We start from the raw sequence: 21526 nt of genomic DNA, 5'->3' as shown, positions 1-21526 counted from the left end.
GCTCGCTGACCGCGATCTTCCCAACATCCTCTTCCACCACATCGGCAGCTCCCAGGGTCCGGCCGTGGCCGGTGAGCCGGGCAAGCTCGTGCGCCTCGGCCAGGTCAACGACATGACCCGCGAGCAGTTCGTCGACACCTTCGGCGGGCTGTTCCAGGGGCCGCGCTGGGCCGTCGAGCGCGCCTACGACTCCCGCCCCTTCGAGGACACGATGGGCGTGCGGGACCGCGACTCCTACGACGACCTCGTCAAGCACGGCTGGGAGCGGGTGGACAACTCCGCCGCGCACGAGCGCGCCACCGCCCTGGTCGAGATCGCCAAGATCGCCGGGTACCGTTTCGATGACCTGGTGGCCGAGGCCAACCCGATCCACTCGGCCCGCACGCGCTTCGTGAGGGGTACCGACTGATGACTGCGAACACCGCTCAGGCCGGCAGGCTTGTGCTCGATGGCTGCTACATCGTGACGATGGACGAGGCGGGCCATGAGTACGGCGAAGGCCACCTCATCATCGAGAAGGGCCGCATCACCACGGTCTCCTATCGGCGCTACGGCGAGCTCTCGCCAAGCGAGCGGGCGAGGGCGAGGCCGCTGGACCCCGCGCACGACCGCATCGTCGACGCCACCGGTTGCGTGCTGACTCCCGGCTTCGTCAACACCCACCATCACCTCTACCAGTGGGCCACCCGTGGCCTGGCGGTCGACTCGACGCTGTTCCAGTGGCTCGTCGAGCTGTATCCGATCTGGGGGCAGATCGACGCCCGGATCGTCGGCGAGGCGGCCGCCGCAGGACTGGGTCGGCTCGCGCTCACCGGGTGCACCACGACGATGGATCACCACTACGTCTTTCCCCGCGATGGGGGCGACGTGCTGGGGGCCGAGATCACCGCCGCCGACCGGATCGGGCTGCGGATGCTCGCGACCCGCGGCTCGATGGACCCGGGGGGAGAAGCAGGGTGGCCTCCCGCCGGACCGCGTCGTGGAGGACATCGACACGATCCTGGCCTCGACGCAGCAGGCCGTGCAGCGTCACCACGATCCCGGCCCCGACAGTCGCTGCCGCATCGGGATCGCGCCCTGCTCACCGTTCTCGGTGACTGCGGACCTGCTGCGCGAGAGCGCCGCCCTCGCGCGCGACCTCGGCGTGCGACTGCACACCCACCTCGCCGAGACGACCGACGAGGAGCAGTTCTGCCAGGAGCGGTTCGGCGCGCGGCCGCTGGACTACCTGGAGTCCCTCGGCTGGCTCGGCCCAGACGTCTGGGTGGCCCACGGCATCCACTTCAGCGGTTCCGACATCGCGAGGCTCGCCGCCACCGGCACGGGCGTGGCGCACTGCCCGTGCTCCAACGCCAGGCTGGGCGCGGGCATCTGCCGCACCCACGACCTGCTGGCCGCCGGCGTGCCCGTCGGGCTGGGAGTCGACGGCGCCGCCTCCAACGAGGCCTCATCCCTCATCGAGGAGGCCCGGATGGCGCTCCTGCTGGCCCGCGCCAGCGGTGGGCCCACGGCGCTGGGGGTGCGCGAGGCCCTGGGCCTGGCGACGATCGGCGGCGCCCGCGTGCTCGGCTGGGACGCCGACATCGGCTCGCTTGAGGTCGGCAAAGCCGCCGACGTCGCGCTCTGGCGCGTCGACACGCTCGCGCACGCGGGGATCGTCGATCCGGTGGCCGCAGTGGTGCTCGGCACGCCGCCGCCGCTGGAGTTGCTGCTGGTCGGAGGCGAGGAGGTCGTGCGTGACGGCCATCTCGTGACGGCCGACGAGCGGGAGTTGGCGTTCGACGCCCAGCTGGCCGCGGAGCGGCTGCTGGCTCGGGACGCTGCCACCCGTTCGTGATAGCCGGATATCGGGGTGTTCACGATACGGAATTTACTTTCCAAAACTATTGCGCTTGGGGTTGGAGCCTCCCTAGACTCATGCCACGCTGCAGCCACCGTTGGCATGGATAACCGGTGGCTCCGACCCCAAGCGACAACCATGCATCGACGCCTTCTGGGTGCGATGCCTGGAAGTTGCGACTAGGAGGTCGGATGTCCGCCCCACTCACTCCCGCACCGGCAACCTCGCCGGCACCGGAGGCGCACGCCGCGCCGCAGGTGATGCTCAACGGCCGGGCCTATGAGCTCGTCGATCTCGATCCCGACGTCACCGCCCTCGACTGGATCCGACGCCAAGGCTTCACCGGAGCCAAGGAGGGCTGCGCCGAAGGTGAATGCGGCGCCTGCGCCGTGCTCGTCGTCAAGCCCGCCGGCCCGAACACCGGGCCGGCGGGGGAGGCGGGCGGCGGGGGCAGCGTCTGGACCGCCGTCAACTCCTGCCTCGTGCCGGTCGCCGCGCTGGCCGGCCAGGAGGTCGTCACCGCCGAGGGCCTCGGCAGCCCCGACGCCCTGCATCCGGTGCAACGTGAGATGGCCGTGCGCGGTGGCTCGCAGTGCGGCTACTGCACGCCCGGTTTCGTGTGCAGCATGGCCGCCGAGTACTACCGCGACGGCCGCTGCGGCGACGGAGCCGCGGCCGGGCCGGCGACCGCTCACACCGACTCGGACGCGAGCGACCAGGCCGCCGATCACGAGGTCGGCCCCAACGGCTTCGACCTGCACGCTCTCTCCGGCAACCTGTGCCGCTGCACCGGCTACCGCCCGATCCGCGACGCGGCCTACGCGCTCGTGGCGCCGGATGGCGCCGATGAACTGACTCAGCGGACCCAGCAAGCGGCGCCGCCCGCCCATCTGGAGCGGATGACCGGCCCGAACGGAGTCTTCGTGCGGCCAGGTTCGCTCGCCGAGGTGCTCGCCATACTCGCCGAGGAGCCCGACGCCGCCATCGTCGCCGGCTCCACCGACCGAGGCGTCGAGGTCAACCTGCGCGGGCTGCGCTCACCGCTGGTCGTCGGCATCGACCGGGTGCCGGAGCTGCGCGAGCTGCGCGTCGACGACGACGCCTACGAACTGGGCGCCGCCCTGAGCCTGAGTGAGATCGAACGCGGCCTGGCCGGCGCCATCCCGGTGCTCGACGAACTGTTCGCGCAGTTCGCCTCCCGACTCATCCGCAACAGCGCGACCCTCGGCGGCAACCTCGGCACCGCCTCTCCGATCGGCGACAGCCCGCCCGTGCTGCTCGCCCTCGACGCGCGACTCGTGCTCGCCGGTCCCGACGGCGACCGCGAGGTGGCTCTGGCCGACTACTTCACCGGCTACCGGCAAAGTGTGCGCCGACCCGGCGAGCTGATCCGCAGCGTCCGCCTGCCCCGGCCGACCCCACGCCTGACCGCCTTCCACAAGATCGCCAAGCGCCGCTTCGACGACATCTCCTCTGTCGCCGTCGGCTACGGGCTCGACATCGACGACGGGGTCGTGCGCTCCGCGCAGATCGGACTCGGCGGCGTCGCGGCGACCCCCATCCGGGCCACCGCCACCGAGCGGGCTCTCGTCGGGGCGCCTTGGACCAGCGAGACAGTACAAGCTGCCGCCGACATCATGGCCGGTGAAGGGACCCCGATGAGCGATCACCGCGCCTCCAGCGACTACCGCAGCGCCATGCTGCGCACCTCGCTGCTGAAGTTCTTCACCAACAACAGTGTGGGCAACGCCAGTGTGAACAAGGAGGCGACGTCATGAGCCACCTCTCGCAGCGCCCCGACCTCGCGGTCGTCGGCCACGAAATCCCCCACGAGGCGGCCTCCCTGCACGTCACCGGCCACGCCCTCTACACCGACGACCTCGTCGAGCGGATCAGCGGCACCCTGCATGCCTTTCCGGTGCAGACCGCGCTGGCGCACGGGCGCGTCACCCGCCTCGACATCACGCCGGCTCTTGACATGCCCGGTGTCGTGCGCGTCCTGACGGGCGAGGACGTGCCCGGCGTCAACGACGCCGGCGTCAAACACGACGAACCGCTGTTCCCCACAGAGGTCATGTACTTCGGCCACCCGGTCGCCTGGGTCCTGGCCGAGACCCTCGAGGCCGCGCGCCTCGGAGCGCTGGCGGTGCAGGTCGACGTCGAACCGCTGCCCTCGGTCATCACCGTCGCCGAGGCGATCGCGGCGCAGTCCTTCCAGGGCGCCACCCCGACCGTGCAGCGCGGCGACGTGGCCGACGGCCTCGAGGAGTCCGCGCACGTCTTCAGCGGTGAGTTCACGTTCGGCGGCCAGGAGCACTTCTACCTGGAGACCCACTGCGCGCTCGCCCACGTCGACGAGGGCGGGCAGATCTTCGTGCAGTCCAGCACCCAGCACCCGAGCGAGACGCAGGAGATCGTCGCCCACGTGCTCGGCCTGGCCAACCACGAGGTCACCGTCCAATGCCTGCGCATGGGCGGCGGTTTCGGTGGCAAGGAGATGCAGCCGCACGGCTACGCGGCGATCGCCGCGCTCGGCGCCACGCTGACCGGCCGACCGGTCCGGCTCCGGCTGGACCGCACGCAAGACCTCACGATGACCGGCAAGCGGCACGGCTTCCACGCCCAGTGGCGCGTCGGCTTCGACGCCGACGGGCGCCTGCAGGCCCTCGATGCCACGATGACCGCCGACGGCGGCTGGAGCCTGGACTTGTCCGAGCCGGTGCTCGCCCGCGCGCTGTGCCACGCCGACAACGCCTACTGGATCCCGCACGTGCGGATCAACGGCCGCATCGCCCGCACCCACAAGGCGAGCAACACGGCCTTCCGCGGCTTCGGCGGCCCGCAGGGCATGATCCTCATCGAGGACAACCTCGGCCGCTGCGCCCCGCTGCTCGGCCTCGACGCGATGGAGCTGCGACGCCGCAACTTCTACGCCGAGGGCCAGCCGACCCCGTACGGCCAGCCGGTGCACCAGGCCGACCGGATCGAGCGGTGCTGGCAGGGCGTGCTGGACCTCGGCGACATCGAGGCGCGCCAGCAGGAGATCGCCGTCTTCAATGTCGCTCATGCCGACCGCAAACGGGCCGTCGCCCTGACGCCGGTGAAGTTCGGCATCTCGTTCAACTTCACCGCCTTCAACCAGGCCGGTGCGCTCGTGCACGTCTACAAGGACGGCTCGGTGCTCATCAACCACGGCGGCACCGAGATGGGGCAGGGCCTGCACACCAAGATGTTGCAAGTCGCTGCTACAGCACTCGGGTTGCCCCTGGCGCGGGTGCGGCTCGCGCCGACCCGCACCGACAAGGTGCCCAACACCTCGGCCACCGCCGCCAGTTCGGGCGCCGACCTCAACGGCGGGGCAGTGAAGAACGCGTGCGAGCAGATCACCGACCGGCTGCGCGCCATCGCCGCCGGCGAGCTCGGGGTCGCCCCCTCCGACGTCGTGTTCAGCGACGGTCTGGTCACCGGGTCCGGCAGCGACGGCAGCCTGACCTGGGACGAGCTCGTGCGGCTCGCCTACTTCCGGCGGGTGCAGCTGTGGGCCGCCGGCTTCTACCGCACCGAGGGCCTGCACTGGGACTCCTCGATCATGCAGGGCCGCCCGTTCAAGTACTTCGCCTACGGGGTGGCCGCCACCGAGGTCGAGGTCGACGGCTTTACCGGTGCCTACTCCACTCGGCGGGTGGACATCGTGCACGATGTCGGAGACAGCCTCTCCCCGCTGATCGACATCGGTCAGGTCGAGGGCGGCTACGTGCAGGGCGCCGGCTGGCTGACGCTGGAAGACCTGCGTTGGGACGAGAGCGATGGCGAGCGCCGCGGCCGCTTCCTCACCCAGTCCGCGAGCACGTACAAACTTCCCTCCTTCTCCGAGATGCCGGTGGAGTTCAACGTCGAACTGCTGCCGCGGGCGCACGAGGAGGGCGCGGTGTACGGCTCCAAGGCCGTCGGTGAGCCGCCGCTCATGCTCGCGTTCTCGGTGCGCGAGGCGCTGCGTCAGGCCGCCGCCGCGTTCGGGCCCGACGGCGTCGCCGTCGACCTCGCTTCACCGGCCACCCCGGAGGCGGTGTTCTGGGCGCTGGATCGCGCCCGCACCTCCGCGGCGGGTGACCCCGGCAGCGCCGGCGTGACCGCCGGCGGGCTTGAGCCGGAGCAGCCCCACGGCCAGCCGCTGCACCCCCGCAGTGAGGCCAACGTGGGTCACCCCGTCGCCCACAGTGAAGTCTCCGCAACTGAGGTCTCGAGTTCGGCTGGGGTGAGCTGACGTGCACTGGTTGGAGGCGGTCGCGCGGCTGCGCGAGCGCCGCGAACCCGGCGTGCTCGTCACGGTGACGTCGGTGCACGGGCACGCCCCCCGCGCCGCCGGCGCCAAGATGGTCGTCGCCGCGCCCGGCGGGCAACTGGTGACCTGGGGCAGCATCGGCGGCGGCAACCTCGAGGCCACCGCGCTGGACCGGGCCCGCGAGCTGCTGGCCGCCCTGGGCGCGGGTGCCGGCGGGCTCGAGCCGCAGACCTTCGAGGCCGGCCTCACCGACAAGGCGTCCAACCGGCACGGCCGGCAATGCTGCGGCGGCCAGGTACAGGTGCTGCTCGAACCGCTGCCGGTCGTGCCCGCCGTCGCGATCTTCGGGCTCGGGCACGTGGGGCTCGAACTGGCGCGCATCCTGGCTCGCCACGACCTCGAGCTGCACCTCGTCGACTCCCGATCCGACGCGGTGGAGCCGCAGCGGTTGGCGGCGCTCGCCGATGCCGACGCCCGCGTGCACACCCATCACGCGCCGGTGCCCGAGCTCGTGCTCGGACAGGTGCCACCCGGTACCCACGCGCTGATCATGACCCACGACCACGCCGAAGACCTCGCGCTCTGTGACGCCGCGCTGCGCACCGGGCACCTCGGCTCCGTCGGGGTCATCGGCTCGAGTGCCAAGTGGTCCCGGTTCCGACGGACCCTCGCCGAGGAGGGGCACGAGGCGAGCCGGATCGACGGCATCCGCTGCCCCATCGGCCTGCCCGGCGTGCCGGGCAAAGAGCCGGCCGCGATCGCCGTGGCGGTCGCCGCCGAGCTGCTCAGGCAGTTCGCCGGAGAGCTTCCCGCGACAGCTATGGCGACCGAGGGGAACGAGGGGGTGCGCTCGTGACGATCTACCGCGCCACCGTGCTCGACACCCCCGACGATCCGTTCACCGGCGGCGTGCTGCGCAGCGAGCAGGACGCCGGGATCGTCGTGGGCGACGGGCAGATCGTGGCCCGCGGTCCGTGGCCCGTCGTGCGCGCCGACTACCCGGACGAGGATGTCATCGACCTGCGCGACGGTCTCCTGCTGCCCGGCTTCGTCGACACGCACGTGCACTTTCCGCAGGTGCGGGTCATCGGCGGGCTCGGCCTGCCGCTGCTCGACTGGCTCGACCGCTACGCCCTCCCGGAGGAGGCGCGGCTGGCCGACGCGGCCAAGGCCGGTGAGGTCGCGAGAGAGTTTCTTGCCGGGCTCGTCAGCGCCGGGACGACGAGCGCTCTGGTGTTCGGGGCGCACTTCCACGACGCCGTCGACGTCTTCTGTGCCCAGGCGGCGGATTCGGGGCTGCGGATCGCCGTGGGTCTGGTCGTGTCGGATCGGTTGCTGCGGCCCGAGCTGCTGACCGACCCCGACCGCGCCTACGCCGAGTCGATGGATCTGGCGCGGCGTTGGCACGGCAGAGGGCGGCTGCGCTACGCGGTGACCCCGCGGTTCGCGCTGTCGGCGGGTGACGAGCTCATGGATTCGTGCGCCGAAGTGTTGCGCGACGTGCCCGGGGCGCTGTTCACCTCGCACGTCAACGAGAACCCCGCCGAGATCGAGGAGGTCGCGCGGCTGACCGGTGCCACGAGCTATGTCGACGCCTACGACCGGCACGACCTGCTGGGCCCGCACAGCGTCCTCGCGCACAACGTGCATCCCACGGACGGTGAGCTGGCCGTGCTTGCGGCCCGCGGCGGGGCCGTCGCGCACTGCCCGACGAGCAACGCCGCCCTGGGCAGCGGGCTGTTCCCGATGCGCCGGCACGTGGCTGCCGGGGTGCCGGTCGCCCTCGGCTGCGATGTCGGGGCCGGAACGGGGTTCAGCCTGGTCAAGGAGGGCCTGCAGGCGTACTTCCTGCAGCGGCTGCAACCCGACGGGCTGCTGCTGACCCCCGCGCACCTGCTGTGGCTGGCGACGGCCGCCGGCGCCCGGGCGATCGGGTTGGCGGATGAGGTGGGCGACCTGTCGGTCGGCAAGCGGTTCGACGCGGTGTGGCTGCGCCCGCTGCCGGGTGACCCCCTGGCCGTCGGGCTGACGCACGCCGCCGACCCGCCGGAGGCCCTCGCCAAGGTCTTCGCGCTCGGTACCCCCTCGGATGTCGCGGCCGTGTGGGTCGACGGGCGTCCCGTGGGGGTGGGCGGCGACCTGCCGGCGTAGCGGCGCCATCGGCGACCTGCCGGCGTAGCGGCGCCGTCGGCGACGGTCGCCCTCCCTGCCGAGCGGTGCGGTCGCGACCGCCACCGTGGGCAGGGACCGCAACCCTCGGCGGTCGCCCGGCCGGGCCGGATCGGTTCCCAGCCCGGGCGGCCCCGTCCACGTACCCTGGTGGCGGCGCCGTGGGGTGGGGGACGGCGGGAGCAGATGCCTTGCCGCTCAAGGAGATCCGTTGCACACCACCCTCACCGAATCCAGCAACACCACCGTCGCCGGCGCTGACACCGGCACCATCCGGCCACGGGGCGCGGCCCGCGTAGTCGCCCGCCTTTCGACCGCTGCCGCCCTGGCCGCCGCCGTCGCTCTGGCAGTCACCACAGCCGCCGGCGCTGCAACGCCGCCAATGCCTCCGGGCCAGCAGACGTCCGTGGCGTACCTAGCCCTCGGGGACTCCTTGACGGCGGGGTACCAACCGGACCGCGCCGGGCGGCGTGCCAGTGACGACCCCCGCGGCGGATTCGTCGGGATCGTCGCCGCCGGCCTGGCCAGGCAGCCGGACATTGGCACGCTCGGCCGCCGCGTGCAGGTCACCAATCTCGGCTGCACGGGGGAGACCAGCGCCACGATGGTCGAGGGTGGCCGCTGCACCTATCGGGGCCACGCCTCGCAACTCTCGGCGGCCCGCGCCTACCTTCGGGCGAACCCGCAGACCGCGCTCGTGACCGTAACGATCGGCGCCAACGACGTGCGCGCCTGCTTGAGCGCCACCGACCTCGACCGCGGCTGCGCCAACCGAGCCTTCGACCTCCTGGAGGCCCGGCTCGGCACGATCGTGAGCGCCATCCGGGCCGACGCCCCTGGCGCCCGCGTTGTGGTGACCGACTACTACAACCCCTACCTGGCGGCCCGCCTCACCGGGCCGGAGGGGCGACGCTTGGCGACTGCCTCCATCGTGGTGCACGCCCAACTCAACGCCATCATCCGCAAGCAGGCGGCCGACCACGGCGCCCGCACCGCCCGCGTGGCGGCCGCCTTCGACACCTCGGACAACATCAGCCGCGTCGATGTGCCTGGCATCGGCCGGGTGCCGCGCAATGTGGCGCGCATCTGCGCCTGGACGTGGATGTGCGCGCGCCCGGCCACCCCCGACATCCACCCCAACGATGAGGGATACGCCAGGATGGGTCAGGCTGTCCTGACCCGACTCGCACAGAACAGGTGATGACATGCGGATCGTCCGCTACACGACCGGTGACGACCCCTCCTACGGCGTGCTCCAGGGCGATCCGGGATCGGAGTGGATCGCGCAGGTCTCCGGCGACCCCCTGTACACGCCCGTCGCGGGCACCGGGGCGCGGGTCGAGCTGGAAGAGGCGCGGCTGCTGGCGCCAGTCATCCCGCGCTCCAAGATCATCGGCATCGGGCGCAACTACGCCGCCCACGCCGCCGAGCTCGGCAACGAGGTGCCCGAGCGGCCGCTGATGTTCCTCGTGCCGAACACCGCGGTCGTCGGCCCCGACGACCCGGTCGTCATCCCGCCGGTCACCCAGTTGTGCTCGTACGAGGGCGAGCTGGCGGTCATCATCGGGCGGATGTGCAAGGACGTGCCCAAGGAGAAGGTCGCCGACGTCATCTTCGGCTACACCTGCGCCAACGACGTCACGGCCCGCGACCTGCAGGGCCCCGACAAGCAGTGGGCCCGCGCCAAGGGCTTCGACACGTTCTGCCCGCTCGGCCCCTGGATCGAGACGGACCTTGACTACACCGACCTGCGCATCGTTACCCGCCTGGACGGCGAGGTCGTGCAGGACGGCTCGACGAACCTCATGATCCACACGATCCCCGAGCTGATCGCCTACGCCTCCGCGGCGTTCACCCTGCTACCCGGCGACGTCATCCTCACCGGCACCCCCGAAGGCGTCGGCCAGGTCGAGGCCGGTCAGCGCGTCGAGGTCGAGATCGAGGGCATCGGCACCCTGGCCAATCCGTTCGTGCGGCGCTGACGGCCCGCCGTAGGCTGGGACGCATCATGAGCGCACCCAGCCACACTCCAGTAGCCGACAGTTCTGACCGGAGCGTTCCGCGCGTCCGGGTCGCACCCTCTCCGACCGGCGACCCGCACGTCGGGACCGCGTATATGTCGCTGTTCAACCTCGCGTTCGCGCGCAAGCACGGCGGGCAGTTTCTGCTGCGCGTCGAGGACACCGACCGCGCTCGCTACCGCGAGGACTCCGAGGGGCAGCTGTACGACACGCTGCACTGGCTCGGGGTGACGTGGGACGAGGGCCCTGATGTCGGAGGCCCGTTCGGTCCGTACCGGCAGTCCGAGCGGTTGGACACCTACCGGCCCGTCGTCGAGCGGCTCATCGAGCAGGGCGACGCGTACTACTGTTGGTGCACCCCGGCGCGGCTCGCGCGGGTGCGCGAGGAGCAGCAGAAGGCCAAGAGCAACGTCATCGGCTACGACCGGTTCTGCCTCGGCAAGACGGCAGAGCAGCGGGCCGCCGAGCCCGACTGCGCCGAGACGCCCGTCGTGCGCCTCAAGGTGCCCGACGACGTCGAGCTGAGCTTCACTGACCTCGTCCGCGGACCCGTCTCCGCGCCGCCGCCGGACGACCAGGTGATCCTCAAGGCCGACGGCTTTCCCACCTACCACCTGGCCGTCGTCGTCGACGACCACGAGATGGGCATCACCCACGTCGTGCGCGGCGAGGAGTGGATCAGCTCGACCCCCAAACACCGGCTGCTCTACAAGCTGCTCGGCTGGCCCGAGCCGGCGTGGGTGCACATGCCGCTGCTGCGCAACACCGACAAGTCCAAGATCAGCAAGCGCAAGAACCCGGCCGCGCGCCTCACGTGGTTCCGCGAGCAGGGCTACCTGCCCGAGGCGCTCGTCAACTTCCTGTGCCTGCTGGGGTACCCGCCGATCATCGAGGCCGACGGCACCGAGCGTGAGGTGATGACCTATGCCGAGTTCGTCGACGGCTTCGACTTCGCGAAGGTCAACCCCGCCGGGCCGATCTTCGACCTCAAGAAGCTCGATTGGCTCAACGGCATGAAGATTCGGGAGCTGCCCGTCGGGGAGCTGGCCAGCCGCCTGCTGCCGCACCTGGAGGAGGCGGGGGTCCTCTCCGGGAATCCGTCGCTGGGGGAGTTGGGGCGCCTCAAGCTCGTCACCGAGCTCATCCAGCCGCGGCTCGTCAAGCTCTCGGATGCCGCGCCGCTCGTCGCGCCGTTCTACGTCGCCGACGACGCCGTGCCGATTGCCGAGGACGCCCGCGCCGGACTCAAGGACGACGCCGGGCCGATCCTCGACGCCGCGATCGCGGCCCTGGAGACCGTGCCGCAGAACGACGACGACCTGCTCGCGGCCACCCGCCCGTGGAACCACCAGGTCATCGAGGAGCACCTGCGCGAGGCCCTGCTCGACGGCATGGGCCTCAAGCCGCGCGTCGCGTTCGCGCCCTTGCGCACCGCGATCAGCGGGCAGAGGGTGTCGCCGCCGCTCTTTGAGTCGATGGCCATCATCGGCCGGCACAGCACCCTCACCCGCCTGCGGACGCTGCGCGCCTCGCTGTGAGCATGCTGGACGGCATCCCGACGCCGGACGTGCCCAGTTACCGCGTCGACGAGAGGTTGCCGCTCGATGACCTGCGGCGGGCCCTGACGAGTGGGGAGCGGGTCGCCGTTGCGCTCGACGGTCGCAGCGCCGCCGGCAAGTCGACGCTGGCGGCTCGACTCGCCGAAGGCCAGAGCGACTGGTGCGTCGTGCACACCGACGACGTCTCCTGGTACGAGTCGTTCTTCGACTGGGCCCCGCTGCTGATCGACGGGGTGCTGCGTCCCTTCCGCGCGGGTCAGGAGGTGACCTACCGGCCGCCGTCGTGGCAGTCGCGCGGTCGTGCGGGCGCCATCACCGTGCCGGCCGGCGCGCGGGTGCTCGTCGTGGAGGGGGTGGGTTCGGCCCAGCGCTCGCTCATGCCGTGGCTCGACCACGTCCTCTGGGTGCACACCCCGAACGAGGCGGTGCTCGACCGGGAGGGCCGCCGCATCGCCGACGGGAGCGTCACCGCGGAGCTGTCCCGCGAGTGGCTGACCGGGGAGGCGGACTTCCTCGACGCCGAACGTCCCTGGGAGCGGTCCGAGTTCGTCGTATCGGGTACTGGTGGCGACGAAACCAGCCTTGTGACGCTGCGGGCCACCTCATGAACTCGGTGTGGGAGGCGCCGATTCGCGGGCTCGTGCTCGACGTCGACGACACGCTGCTGGACACCCGCAGCGCGATGTCCGCCGCCGGGGTGACGGCTGCCGCCGCCGCGTTGCCCGACCACGAGCCGCACGTGCACGAGGGGCTCTCGACCGGGTTCTACGACGACCCAGGCGGGCACTTCGACGCCTACACCCGCGGTGACCTGCCGTTCGAGCAGCAGCGCCGACTGCGCTACGACACCGCGTTGGCGGCGCTCGGCCTGACCTCCGACGACGGGCAGTTCGGCGTCTACGAGCGCGCTTACCGGGAGGCGTTCGCGGGCGTGCAGGTGCTCTTCGACGACGTGGCCGCGCTGCTGTCTGCGGCGCAGGCCGCCGACGTGCCGGTGTGCCTGCTGACGAACTCCGCAGCGGACCAGACCCGCCTGAAGCTGGAGGCCATCGGCTGGACCGGCCGATTCCCGGTCGTCACGACCGACACCATCGGCGTCGGCAAGCCGGACCCGCGGATGTTCGCCGCCGCCTGCCAACGGATCGAAGTCGAACCGCACACTGCAGTGTGCGTCGGTGACACGCTCGACACCGACGTCCGTGGAGCCCTGGGCGCCGGGATGCGGGTGGCGTGGCTCTGCCGCACCGACCGACCCGAGCCGCGCAACGCGGGCTGGGGCACCCCGGTCGAGGACCCGCGAGTCCGGGTCGTAACCACCCTGCGCGAGGTCGCCGACCTGCTCTGACCACCGCGTCTGAAGACGCCGACTGGGCCGCCAGGCACGGCACGCCCGGGTCTGACCCGGCGCAGCCGCCGGCTAGTACCGGAAGGCCGATAGCGCAGCCTGCAGCTGCTCGGAATCCGAAATGAGCTGGGCCGAGGAGCGGGTCAGGGAGTGCGAGGCGGTGCGCGCCTCCTCGCAGACGACGGCGGCCTGCTGAACGCCGTGGGTGATGTCGGTTGCGCCGCGGTGCGCATGGGCGACGTTGCGGCTCATCTCGGTCGTCGTCGCGGTCTGCTCCTCGACGGCGCTGGCGATCGTCGACTGGGCGTCGTTGATACGGGCGATGATCTCGCTGATCTCGCTGATCGCGGCCACGGCCGCGTCGGTGTCGGCCTGGATCGCCTCCACGCGGTGACCGATGTCTTCCGTGGCCGTCCCGGTCTCCCGGGCCAGCTCCTTGACCTCGTTGGCCACCACGGCGAACCCCTTGCCCGACTCACCGGCGCGGGCCGCCTCGATCGTGGCGTTGAGCGCCAGCAGGTTGGTCTGCTCGGCGATGCTCGTGATCGAGCGCACGACCTCGCCGATCTGGGCCGAGGACGCGCCGAGCTTGCTGATCGTCGCGCGCGTCCGGTCGGCGACCTGCACCGCGCTGGCCGCGATACCGCTCGCCTCCGCGGCGCCGACCGTGATCGAGCGGATCGCCTCACCCATCTCGCCGGTCCCACTCGTCACCGTCTGCATGCGGGTCGACACCTCCACGGTGGCGGCGCTCGTCGCGGTGAGCTGATCGGCCGCCGCGGCCGCGCCCGTGCCCAGGCGGTTCGATACCTGCAACAACTCCTGCCCGGATGTCGACACCGAGGCGCTCGCGCGCGACACCTTTTCGATGACTTGCTGCATTTCGTGCCGAGCGGTGTCTGTGGCGCGAGACATCGCCCCGAGCTCGTCGCGGCTCTGACCCCGGCCTCGACGGTCAGATCGCCCCGGCCCATCGCGCGCACCGCGGCGAGAATCGCCGAGATGCCGGTGAGGAGCCGCCGCGACACCCGCCACCACGCGGCGATCAGCAACGCGAGGAAGACGAGCAGCGCCACGCCGATCTGCAGGTAGGTCGTACGCAGGGTCGCGGCGGCGTCCTCCTTGGCGGCCTCGACCCGCTGGTGCATGCTCGCCATCAACTCGAGCCCGGCCGTGTCGACCAGCTCGAACGCCTGCGCCGCGGACCCCTCCAGGTCGGCGTCGTTGAGCAAGTCGTTGCCGCGGGCGATGGAGGCGGGCGTGTCCTGGCGGTAGGCGGCCACAGCCTCCGCGTCGGCGGCGAAGAGCATGTCGAAGCCGTCGCGAACGCGCTGCCAGCGCTGCCTGTCCGCCTCGTCGGTGAACTCGTCCGTCGGCACCGCGGCGATGGCCTCCTCGGCAGACGTCGCCGCCTCGACGTAGCCGGCGCGGTTGTAGCCCTCCGTGGGGTCGAAGGCCTGCGCCACGCCCTTGGCCGCGACGTCCCAGGCGTAGAAGCCCTGCCAGCCCGCAACGTCGGTGTTGGCGTACCGGACGTCCGCGATGGCGAGCCGCAGAGCCTGCAGGGCGTCGATGCGCTGGGCCGCCGCGTTCATTCGTTCGACGTTGACGGCCGCCACCGTGCCCAGGCCCACCATCCCGAGGAGCCCGACGAGGCACAGCACGAGCAGTTGCACGCGCAGGCCGAGCCGCACGCGGAATCGGCGTAGCGAGGACTGACGGTCGACGGCTGCGCTCATGTCGAAGGAACCCCTTGTCGCTGGCGACAGCCCGCGCAACTCTGCGGGTGCCTTGGGCCGAACGGCCCTCGGACACAAGGGCTTCTCCGAGGTACAGATCGGCGCCAACGCCTAACACGTGAGAGTGTGCCCGCCAAGAGCGGGCGCTCCGGCGGTCCTTGCCGACCTTTACCGGCCGGGCGACTGCCGCTTCTGGATGTTGGCCCACTCGTCGCGCAGACCGACTGTCCGGTGGAAAAGTATGGGGTCGCGGGGGTCGTGCGCGAAGTAGCCCAGGCGCTCGAACTGCACGACCTGGCCGGGCTCGGTCTCCGCCAGGGCGGGCTCGACCTTGGCGTCGGTCAACAGCTCGCGGCTGTCGGGGTTGAGGTCGTCCATGACGTCTCCGGTGCGTTCGCCGGGCACCTCCGCAGCGAACAGCCGGTCGTAGAGCGCGACCTGCGCGTCGAGGGCGTGCGGCGCCGACACCCAGTGCATCGTCGACTTCACCTTGCGCCCGTCGGGGGAGTTGCCGCCCTTGGACGCCGGGTCGTACGTCGCGTTGACCTGCACGACGTTGCCCGCCTCGTCCTTGACGACGTCGGTCGCCGTGATGAAGTAGGCCGCGCGCAGCCGCACCTCCTTGCCGGGGGAGAGCCGGAAGAACTTGGGCGGCGGCACCTCCGCAAAGTCGTCCTGCTCGATCCACAGCTCCCCGGTGAACGGCACCTTTCGCGTGCCGTCCGCCTCGTTCTCCGGATTGTTCACGGCCTCGAACCACTCGACGACCGGATTGCCGTCCGCGTCCTTCGGCCAATTCGTCAAGACGAGCTTCAACGGCCTTAGCACCGCCATGCGCCGCTGCGAACTGGTGTTGAGCTCGCGCCGCACGAAGGACTCCAGCAACTCGATGCTGTGCCGGGAATTGGTGCGGGTGATGCCGATGTAATGGGCGAAGTCGCGGATCGCCTTGGCCGGATAACCGCGGCGACGCAGCCCGCGCAGCGTCGGCATGCGCGGGTCGTCCCAGCCGTCGACGATGCCGTCGGCCACGAGCGCCGCCAACCGCCGCTTGGAGGTCACCGTGTAGGTCAGCTCCAGCCGCGCGAACTCGGTCTGCCGCGGCTGGTCGCCGGGCAGCGGCAGGTGCTCCAGATACCAGTCGTAGAGCGCCCGGTGCGTGTCGAACTCCAGCGTGCACAGGCTGTGCGTCACACCCTCGATGGCGTCGGACTGCCCGTGCGCCCAGTCGTAGGTCGGGTAGATGACCCACTCGTCGCCGGTGCGAAAGTGGTGCCCACGCCGAATCCGGTACATCACGGGGTCGCGCAGTTGCATGTTCTCGGCGTTCATGTCGATCTTCGCGCGCAACACCCGGGTGTTGTCCGCGAACTCCCCGGCCCGCATCCGCCGGAACAGATCGAGGTTCTCCTCGATCGAGCGGTTGCGGAACGGGCTCTCGATCCCCTCCTTGCCGAAGCCGCCGCGGCCCGCGGAGATCGCCTCCGTGTCCTGGTCGTCGACATACGCCAACCCCTGCGCGATGAGGTGTTCGGCCCATTCGTAGAGCTGCCCGAAGTAGTCGGAGGCGTGCCGGATCGGCTGCGGGGGCGTGAACCCGAGCCACTCGATGTCGGACAGGATCGCCTCGCCGAACTCCGACTCCTCGGTGTCGGGGTTGGTGTCGTCCAGCCTCAGGTTGCACACCCCGCCGAAGTCCGCGGCGATGCCGAAGTCGACGCAGATGGCCTTCGCGTGCCCGATGTGCAGGTAGCCGTTGGGCTCGGGAGGAAACCGGGTCTGCACCCGACCACCGAAGGTGCCGGCGGCGTTGTCGCGCCGCACTTGCTCGCGCAGGAAGTCACCGGCGGGGGAGTCGGTGGCGGCGGTGGGCTCCGGCGAGGGGGTCATGAGCGTCGAGTTTACCGGCGGGTCTTCGGCCCTGAAGGGGGAGCCGATTTGGGGCCCCGGGCGGGCGCAGGCTATGGTTTTCTCTCGGGTCACGACGCCGGATCCGCGCTTCTGTGCGGCCCGTCGGGATACCCCTTGGGGTATGGTGTAATTGGCAGCACGACTGATTCTGGTTCAGTTAGTCTAGGTTCGAGTCCTGGTACCCCAGCGCTTGTCGCGGCTCTCCCGCCATCACGGCGGTGGCTGCGACGCGATTAGGTGAATGGCCTGCGAGCCGGTAACCTTCACCAGGCCGCTCAGTCACTGAGCGCACACGGCCCCGTTGTGTAGTGGCCTAGCACGCCGCCCTCTCAAGGCGGTAGCGCGGGTTCGAATCCCGTCGGGGCTACCAGCGAAAACCCCCGGAGCATCGCTCCGGGGGTTTCGTCATGTCCAGGGGGTCTACTCAGCGGTTGCCGTTGTTGCTCTGGGCCTGCTGCTGGGCGTGCGCCCGCGCGAGCACCTCGGTGAGCTTGTTCGCGCCCGCGACGACCGTCGCGGCGTGCAGCCGGCCGGGCTGGCGGGAGACCCGCTCGATGGGCCCGGAGATGGAGACCGCGGCGATGACTCGCCCCGCCGGATTGCGCACGGGGGCGGAGACCGAGGCCACGCCCGCCTCCCGCTCCCCGACACTCTGAGCCCAGCCGCGTCGGCGCACGGCGGACAGGGTGGTGGCGGTGAACTCGGCGCCCTGCAGCCCGCGGTGCAGGCGGTCGGGCTCCTCCCAGGCGAGCAGTACCTGAGCGGCCGAGCCGGCGAGCATCGAGAGCGTGGCGCCCACGGGGATCGAGTCGCGCAGCCCCATCGGCCGCTCGGCGGCCGCGACGCAAATGCGCAGATCACCCTGCCGGCGGAACAGCTGGGCGGACTCGTTGGTGTGATCGCGCAGCGCCCCTAGCACGGCCCCCGCGGCGGCGAGCAAGCGGTCCTCGCCCGCGGCGGCCGCCAACTCCGCGAGCCGGGGGCCGAGGATGAAGCGTCCCTGCATGTCGCGGGAGACCAACCGGTGATGCTCCAGCGCCACGGCCAGCCGATGCGCCGTGGGGCGGGCCAGGCCGGTGCTCGAGACGAGCTGGGCGAGCGTGGACGGCCCCGCTTCCAGGGCGCTGAGCACTGTGGCGGCCTTGTCGAGGACCCCCACTCCGCTGGTGCTTTCCATGGCAGCATTCTGCCGTCTCATAGCCTGAGACGCAAGTTTGCCACATCCTGAAACTGGAGGAATCTCTAGTCAGCGCCCGGGCACAGCCGGTGTCGAACACCTGCCGCGCGCCTGGGGGAGAACGATCGCGCCGCGGCTCGGACCATCTGCCGGGACATCGCCGCGGACCCTCACGACGGAGGCGAAACCGCATGGGACGCACACTGGCCGAAAAGGTCTGGGACGCACACGTCGTCCGCTCGGCGGACGGTGAGCCGGACCTGCTCTACATCGACCTGCACCTGGTGCACGAGGTGACCAGCCCACAGGCCTTCGAGGGGCTGCGCCTGGCCGGGCGTCCGTTGCGACGCCCCGACCTGACGCTGGCCACCGAGGACCACAACGTGCCCACGACGCCCGGGCCGATCGCCGACCTCACGAGCCGCACCCAGGTCGAGACCCTGCGCCGCAACTGCGAAGAGTTCGGCGTCAAGCTGCACTCGATGGGCGACGAGCGCCAAGGCATCGTGCACATCATCGGCCCGCAGCTGGGCATCACCCAGCCCGGCATGACAGTCGTCTGCGGTGACAGCCACACTTCCACCCACGGCGCCTTCGGGGCCCTGGCGTTCGGCATCGGCACCAGCGAGGTCGAACACGTCATGGCGACTCAGACGCTGCCGCTGCGCCCCTTCAAGACGATGGCCGTCACCGTCGAGGGCACCCTCGCCGCTGGAGTGACCAGCAAGGACATCATCCTGGCCGTCATCGCCAAGATCGGCACCGGCGGCGGCCAGGGCTACGTCATCGAGTACCGCGGCAGCGCGATCGAGGCGCTGTCCATGGAGGCCCGCATGACGATCTGCAATATGTCGATCGAGGCGGGCGCCCGCGCGGGCATGATCGCCCCCGACGAGACGACCTTCGCCTACCTGGAGGGCCGCGATTACGCGCCGGCCGGAGCCCAGTGGGACGACGCGGTGCGGGACTGGCGGGAGCTGCGCACCGATGACGACGCCCAGTTCGATACCGAGGTGGTGCTCGACGCGGACGCCCTCACCCCGTTCGTCACGTGGGGCACCAACCCGGGCCAGGGACTGCCGCTGTCCGCCTCCGTGCCGGACCCCGAGAGCCTGCCCGACGCCGAGCGGGAGTCGACCCGGCGCGCCCTGGAGTACATGGGTCTGACGGCCGGCACTCCGCTGCGCGAGATCGCGGTCGACGCCGTGTTCGTCGGCTCCTGCACCAACGGCCGGATCGAGGACCTGCGCGTCGTCGCCGACATTCTGCGCGGCCGGAGGGTCGCCGACGGGGTGCGGATGCTCGTCGTGCCCGGCTCGATGGCCGTGCGTGAGCAGGCGGAGGCCGAGGGGCTGGACACGGTCTTCACGGCCGCGGGCGCCGAGTGGCGGCTCGCGGGCTGCTCGATGTGCCTGGGCATGAACCCCGACCAACTCGCTCCGGGGGAGCGCTGCGCCTCGACGAGCAACCGCAATTTCGAAGGCCGCCAGGGCAAGGGCGGGCGCACCCACCTCGTCAGCGCGCCCGTCGCCGCCGCCACCGCCCTGCGCGGGCGGCTCGCCTCGCCGGCCGACCTCGTCGCCGCCGACTGACCCGTCGACTCCGACTCGTCGAGCGCCCAGCTGCCACCGATCTCCGCCCCGTAGAGAGGCCCGCTCATGGAGAAGTTCACGACCCACACCGGCGTCGGCGTGCCGCTGCGCCGCAGCAATGTCGACACCGACCAGATCATCCCGGCGGTCTACCTCAAGCGGGTCACTCGTACCGGCTTCGAGGACGCGCTGTTCGCCGCCTGGCGCTCGGACCCGGAGTTCGTGCTCAACCAGGCGCCCTACACCGGCGCCTCGGTGCTCGTGGCCGGCCCGGACTTCGGCACCGGATCGTCCCGCGAGCACGCCGTGTGGGCGCTGATGGACTACGGCTTCCGGGTCGTCATCTCCAGCCGCTTCGCCGACATCTTCCGCGGCAACTCCGGCAAGGCCGGTCTGTTGACCGCCCAGGTCGCCCAGGAGGACGTCGAGTTGCTGTGGAAGCTCATGGCCGAGGATCCCGGGGTCGAGCTCACCGTCGACCTGGGCGAGCGCACGATCACCTGCCGCGAGCACGTCGTGCCCTTCGAGGTCGACGACTACATCCGCTGGCGCCTGCTCGAGGGCCTCGACGACATCTCCCTGACCCTGCGGCACGAGGCCGACATCGAGACCTTCGAGACCACCCGCCCCGCGCACAAGCCGAGCGTCGTCACTCCCTGAGGACCTAACGCACCAGAGCCGCGGCGTGCTGACGCGCCGCGGCTGCGCTGTGCAGCGACTGCCGCTGCGGTGGACTGCTGCGCGGCTCACCGAAGCTCGCGTCGACGACCGCATGGGAGCGCCCTTGTCGACATCCCTGAATCGGTTCTGACCTGCGGTTTTACCGCTGTGGCGGGTGACCTACGCCCACCCCCAAGGTGTATTCCACTGTCCCTTATGCCGTTTCGTGCCGATAAGGGGTGCGAAGTCCCGGCACGGCCGAGGCTTTCCGAGGGTGTCAACCAGCGAGTGTCCCCACCGCGCGTGCGGGACCCCTCCGGCTCGAGGGTCGGCGCTTCTCGACGGGTTCCGCATGGCCTCGTGCGGTGCGCCGCCACAGCGGTGTGTCGTCGTGTCCTAATCCCACACGGATGTGGGTGATTGCGGTGCTCTTGTCACTGCATCAGGCCGGCCATTCCGGCTCTGGAGGGAGAGAGAAAGAGTGAATAAGGCTGATCTGGTCGAGGCTCTGGAGGGGCGCCTAGGCGGCAAGAAGGCCGCAGCGGATGCCATCGAGGCGATCTTCGACGTCATCATCCGTGAGGTCGCGCGCGGCGGACGCGTCGGCATCACCGGCTTCGGTACGTTCGAACGCGTCGATCGTGCCGCCCGCACTGGCCGCAACCCTCGCACCGGCGACTCGGTGCGCATCGAGTCCACTGCAGTGCCGAAGTTCCGCCCCGGCACCGCGTTCAAGTTGTACGTCGCCGAACCGGCGACGCTGCCCAAGGCCGGGCCCGCCGCCGCCCGGGCCGCCGCCGGCACCGCAGCCGACGTGCGCGCCCGCGCCGAGGCCGCGATTGTCGCGGCCAAGGTCAAGGGCGGCAAGGGGCGCCGCTCGGCCTAACTCGGCGATCCTCTCCTGAGCAGCTCCCCTAAGGCATCGTCCAGGGCGGGGTGGGCCCCCTCCGGCCTGCCCCGCCCGACGCGTGTGCCGACGAGTAACCCGGCCAGGGCCGCCGCCGTGTGTGCGCCGACCCCTAAGGCGACGGCCTGCGCGAGGTCGGCCACCGTGTCGACGTCGCGGCGCAGCGCCGGCAGTGGCAGTTCGAGGCGCTGCGCGTGCTGTGCGTGCCGGGCCGCGGAGTCGACGCCGAACGCCGGCTGCAGTGCCGACGGTTGCGCCCCGGCGAGCAGCACCGTGCCGCTGCCCTCGGCGTCGGGGACGAACGCCGCCGCCGACCGACCCCTT

General features: G+C 71.1%; 18 protein-coding genes, 2 tRNA genes and 2 pseudogenes. 17 read left to right on the top strand and 5 right to left on the bottom strand.

The genetic code is table 11. The features are described 5' to 3' along the window. Positions 1 to 64: 64 nt before the first annotated feature. The 12 genes and pseudogenes from KILIM_RS18020 to KILIM_RS17970 all read left to right on the top strand — a co-directional run bounded on the left by KILIM_RS18020 (position 65) and on the right by KILIM_RS17970 (position 13216). A complete protein-coding gene (locus KILIM_RS18020; RefSeq protein WP_157551812.1) occupies positions 65 to 409 on the top strand; it encodes a hypothetical protein in 345 nt (114 codons plus the stop codon). Beyond that, positions 409 to 927: pseudogene (locus KILIM_RS25510) on the top strand (amidohydrolase family protein); the annotation flags it as partial. The gene KILIM_RS18020 and the pseudogene KILIM_RS25510, both read left to right, overlap by 1 nt. Before the next feature lie 52 nt (positions 928 to 979). Continuing rightward, positions 980 to 1837 (top strand): amidohydrolase family protein, encoded by an 858-nt coding sequence (locus KILIM_RS24695; protein ID WP_006594166.1) that lies wholly within the window; start codon positions 980 to 982, stop codon positions 1835 to 1837. Between the two features lie 194 nt (positions 1838 to 2031). Beyond that, positions 2032 to 3618: a xanthine dehydrogenase small subunit gene (locus tag KILIM_RS18010; protein WP_006594165.1), complete on the top strand. Its 1587-nt coding sequence runs from the start codon at positions 2032 to 2034 to the stop codon at positions 3616 to 3618. Then, a complete protein-coding gene (xdhB, locus tag KILIM_RS18005) occupies positions 3615 to 6104 on the top strand; it encodes a xanthine dehydrogenase molybdopterin binding subunit (protein WP_006594164.1) in 2490 nt (829 codons plus the stop codon). The genes KILIM_RS18010 and xdhB overlap by 4 nt, the downstream gene beginning before the upstream one ends. 1 nt (position 6105) lies before the next feature. Next, the gene (xdhC, locus tag KILIM_RS18000) at positions 6106 to 6978 is read left to right on the top strand and encodes a xanthine dehydrogenase accessory protein XdhC (RefSeq protein WP_006594163.1); all 873 of its coding nucleotides are present in this window, start codon (positions 6106 to 6108) and stop codon (positions 6976 to 6978) included. Next, positions 6975 to 8273 (top strand): guanine deaminase, encoded by a 1299-nt coding sequence (locus KILIM_RS17995; RefSeq protein WP_006594162.1) that lies wholly within the window; start codon positions 6975 to 6977, stop codon positions 8271 to 8273. The genes xdhC and KILIM_RS17995 overlap by 4 nt, the downstream gene beginning before the upstream one ends. 229 nt (positions 8274 to 8502) lie before the next feature. Then, positions 8503 to 9492, top strand: a complete 990-nt coding sequence (locus KILIM_RS17990; RefSeq protein ID WP_006594161.1) for an SGNH/GDSL hydrolase family protein — start codon at positions 8503 to 8505, stop codon at positions 9490 to 9492. Between the two features lie 4 nt (positions 9493 to 9496). Next, positions 9497 to 10273: a fumarylacetoacetate hydrolase family protein gene (locus KILIM_RS17985; RefSeq protein ID WP_006594160.1), complete on the top strand. Its 777-nt coding sequence runs from the start codon at positions 9497 to 9499 to the stop codon at positions 10271 to 10273. A gap of 26 nt (positions 10274 to 10299) precedes the next feature. After that, entirely contained in the window at positions 10300 to 11850 is a 1551-nt protein-coding gene (gltX, locus tag KILIM_RS17980) for a glutamate--tRNA ligase (RefSeq protein ID WP_083876248.1), read from the top strand. Positions 11851 to 11852: 2 nt separating this feature from the next. After that, positions 11853 to 12479 (top strand): uridine kinase family protein, encoded by a 627-nt coding sequence (locus KILIM_RS17975; RefSeq protein ID WP_006594158.1) that lies wholly within the window; start codon positions 11853 to 11855, stop codon positions 12477 to 12479. Next, positions 12476 to 13216 carry an HAD family hydrolase gene (locus KILIM_RS17970; protein ID WP_040563793.1) on the top strand — a complete coding sequence of 247 codons (741 nt, stop codon included), beginning with the start codon at positions 12476 to 12478 and terminating at the stop codon, positions 13214 to 13216. The genes KILIM_RS17975 and KILIM_RS17970 overlap by 4 nt, the downstream gene beginning before the upstream one ends. A 72-nt stretch (positions 13217 to 13288) precedes the next feature. On the opposite strand, the gene KILIM_RS22730 is transcribed toward KILIM_RS17970, so the two are convergent. From KILIM_RS22730 to KILIM_RS17960, 3 genes are all read right to left on the bottom strand, one after another. Continuing rightward, positions 13289 to 13939 (bottom strand): methyl-accepting chemotaxis protein, encoded by a 651-nt coding sequence (locus KILIM_RS22730; protein WP_157551811.1) that lies wholly within the window; start codon positions 13937 to 13939, stop codon positions 13289 to 13291. After that, on the bottom strand, positions 13927 to 14955 hold the full coding sequence (locus KILIM_RS24155) for a methyl-accepting chemotaxis protein (protein ID WP_006594155.1): 1029 nt from the start codon (positions 14953 to 14955) through the stop codon (positions 13927 to 13929). The genes KILIM_RS22730 and KILIM_RS24155 overlap by 13 nt, the downstream gene beginning before the upstream one ends. Positions 14956 to 15123: 168 nt before the next feature. Then, positions 15124 to 16845, bottom strand: coding sequence for a glutamine--tRNA ligase/YqeY domain fusion protein (locus KILIM_RS17960; protein WP_006594154.1), 1722 nt, complete (start codon positions 16843 to 16845; stop codon positions 15124 to 15126). 136 nt (positions 16846 to 16981) lie between these two features. On the opposite strand from KILIM_RS17960, the gene KILIM_RS17955 reads away from it, so the two are divergent. Both KILIM_RS17955 and KILIM_RS17950 read left to right on the top strand, forming a co-directional pair. Beyond that, positions 16982 to 17053, top strand: a tRNA-Gln gene (locus tag KILIM_RS17955). A gap of 107 nt (positions 17054 to 17160) precedes the next feature. Continuing rightward, a tRNA-Glu gene (locus tag KILIM_RS17950) sits at positions 17161 to 17236 on the top strand. 54 nt (positions 17237 to 17290) lie between these two features. On the opposite strand, the gene KILIM_RS17945 is transcribed toward KILIM_RS17950, so the two are convergent. Next, positions 17291 to 18043, bottom strand: coding sequence for an IclR family transcriptional regulator (locus tag KILIM_RS17945; RefSeq protein ID WP_006594153.1), 753 nt, complete (start codon positions 18041 to 18043; stop codon positions 17291 to 17293). Positions 18044 to 18234: 191 nt separating this feature from the next. Here KILIM_RS17945 and leuC point away from each other — a divergent pair, with 191 nt between their 5' ends. The 3 genes from leuC to KILIM_RS17930 all read left to right on the top strand — a co-directional run bounded on the left by leuC (position 18235) and on the right by KILIM_RS17930 (position 21181). Beyond that, a complete protein-coding gene (leuC, locus tag KILIM_RS17940) occupies positions 18235 to 19635 on the top strand; it encodes a 3-isopropylmalate dehydratase large subunit (RefSeq protein WP_006594152.1) in 1401 nt (466 codons plus the stop codon). Between the two features lie 66 nt (positions 19636 to 19701). Then, entirely contained in the window at positions 19702 to 20295 is a 594-nt protein-coding gene (leuD, locus tag KILIM_RS17935) for a 3-isopropylmalate dehydratase small subunit (RefSeq protein WP_006594151.1), read from the top strand. Between the two features lie 481 nt (positions 20296 to 20776). Continuing rightward, entirely contained in the window at positions 20777 to 21181 is a 405-nt protein-coding gene (locus KILIM_RS17930; protein ID WP_006594150.1) for an HU family DNA-binding protein, read from the top strand. On the opposite strand, the pseudogene KILIM_RS17925 reads toward KILIM_RS17930, so the two are convergent. After that, positions 21178 to 21526 (bottom strand): annotated as a pseudogene (locus KILIM_RS17925) (hypothetical protein); the annotation flags it as partial. The gene KILIM_RS17930 and the pseudogene KILIM_RS17925 sit on opposite strands and share 4 nt — an antisense overlap.

The sequence above is a fragment of the Kineosphaera limosa NBRC 100340 genome, from assembly GCF_000298215.1.
GTDB classification, from domain to species: Bacteria; Actinomycetota; Actinomycetes; order Actinomycetales; family Dermatophilaceae; genus Kineosphaera; species Kineosphaera limosa.
The sequence above is the reverse complement of the archived record's forward strand: the minus strand, read 5'-3'. Positions and strand labels throughout refer to the sequence as shown.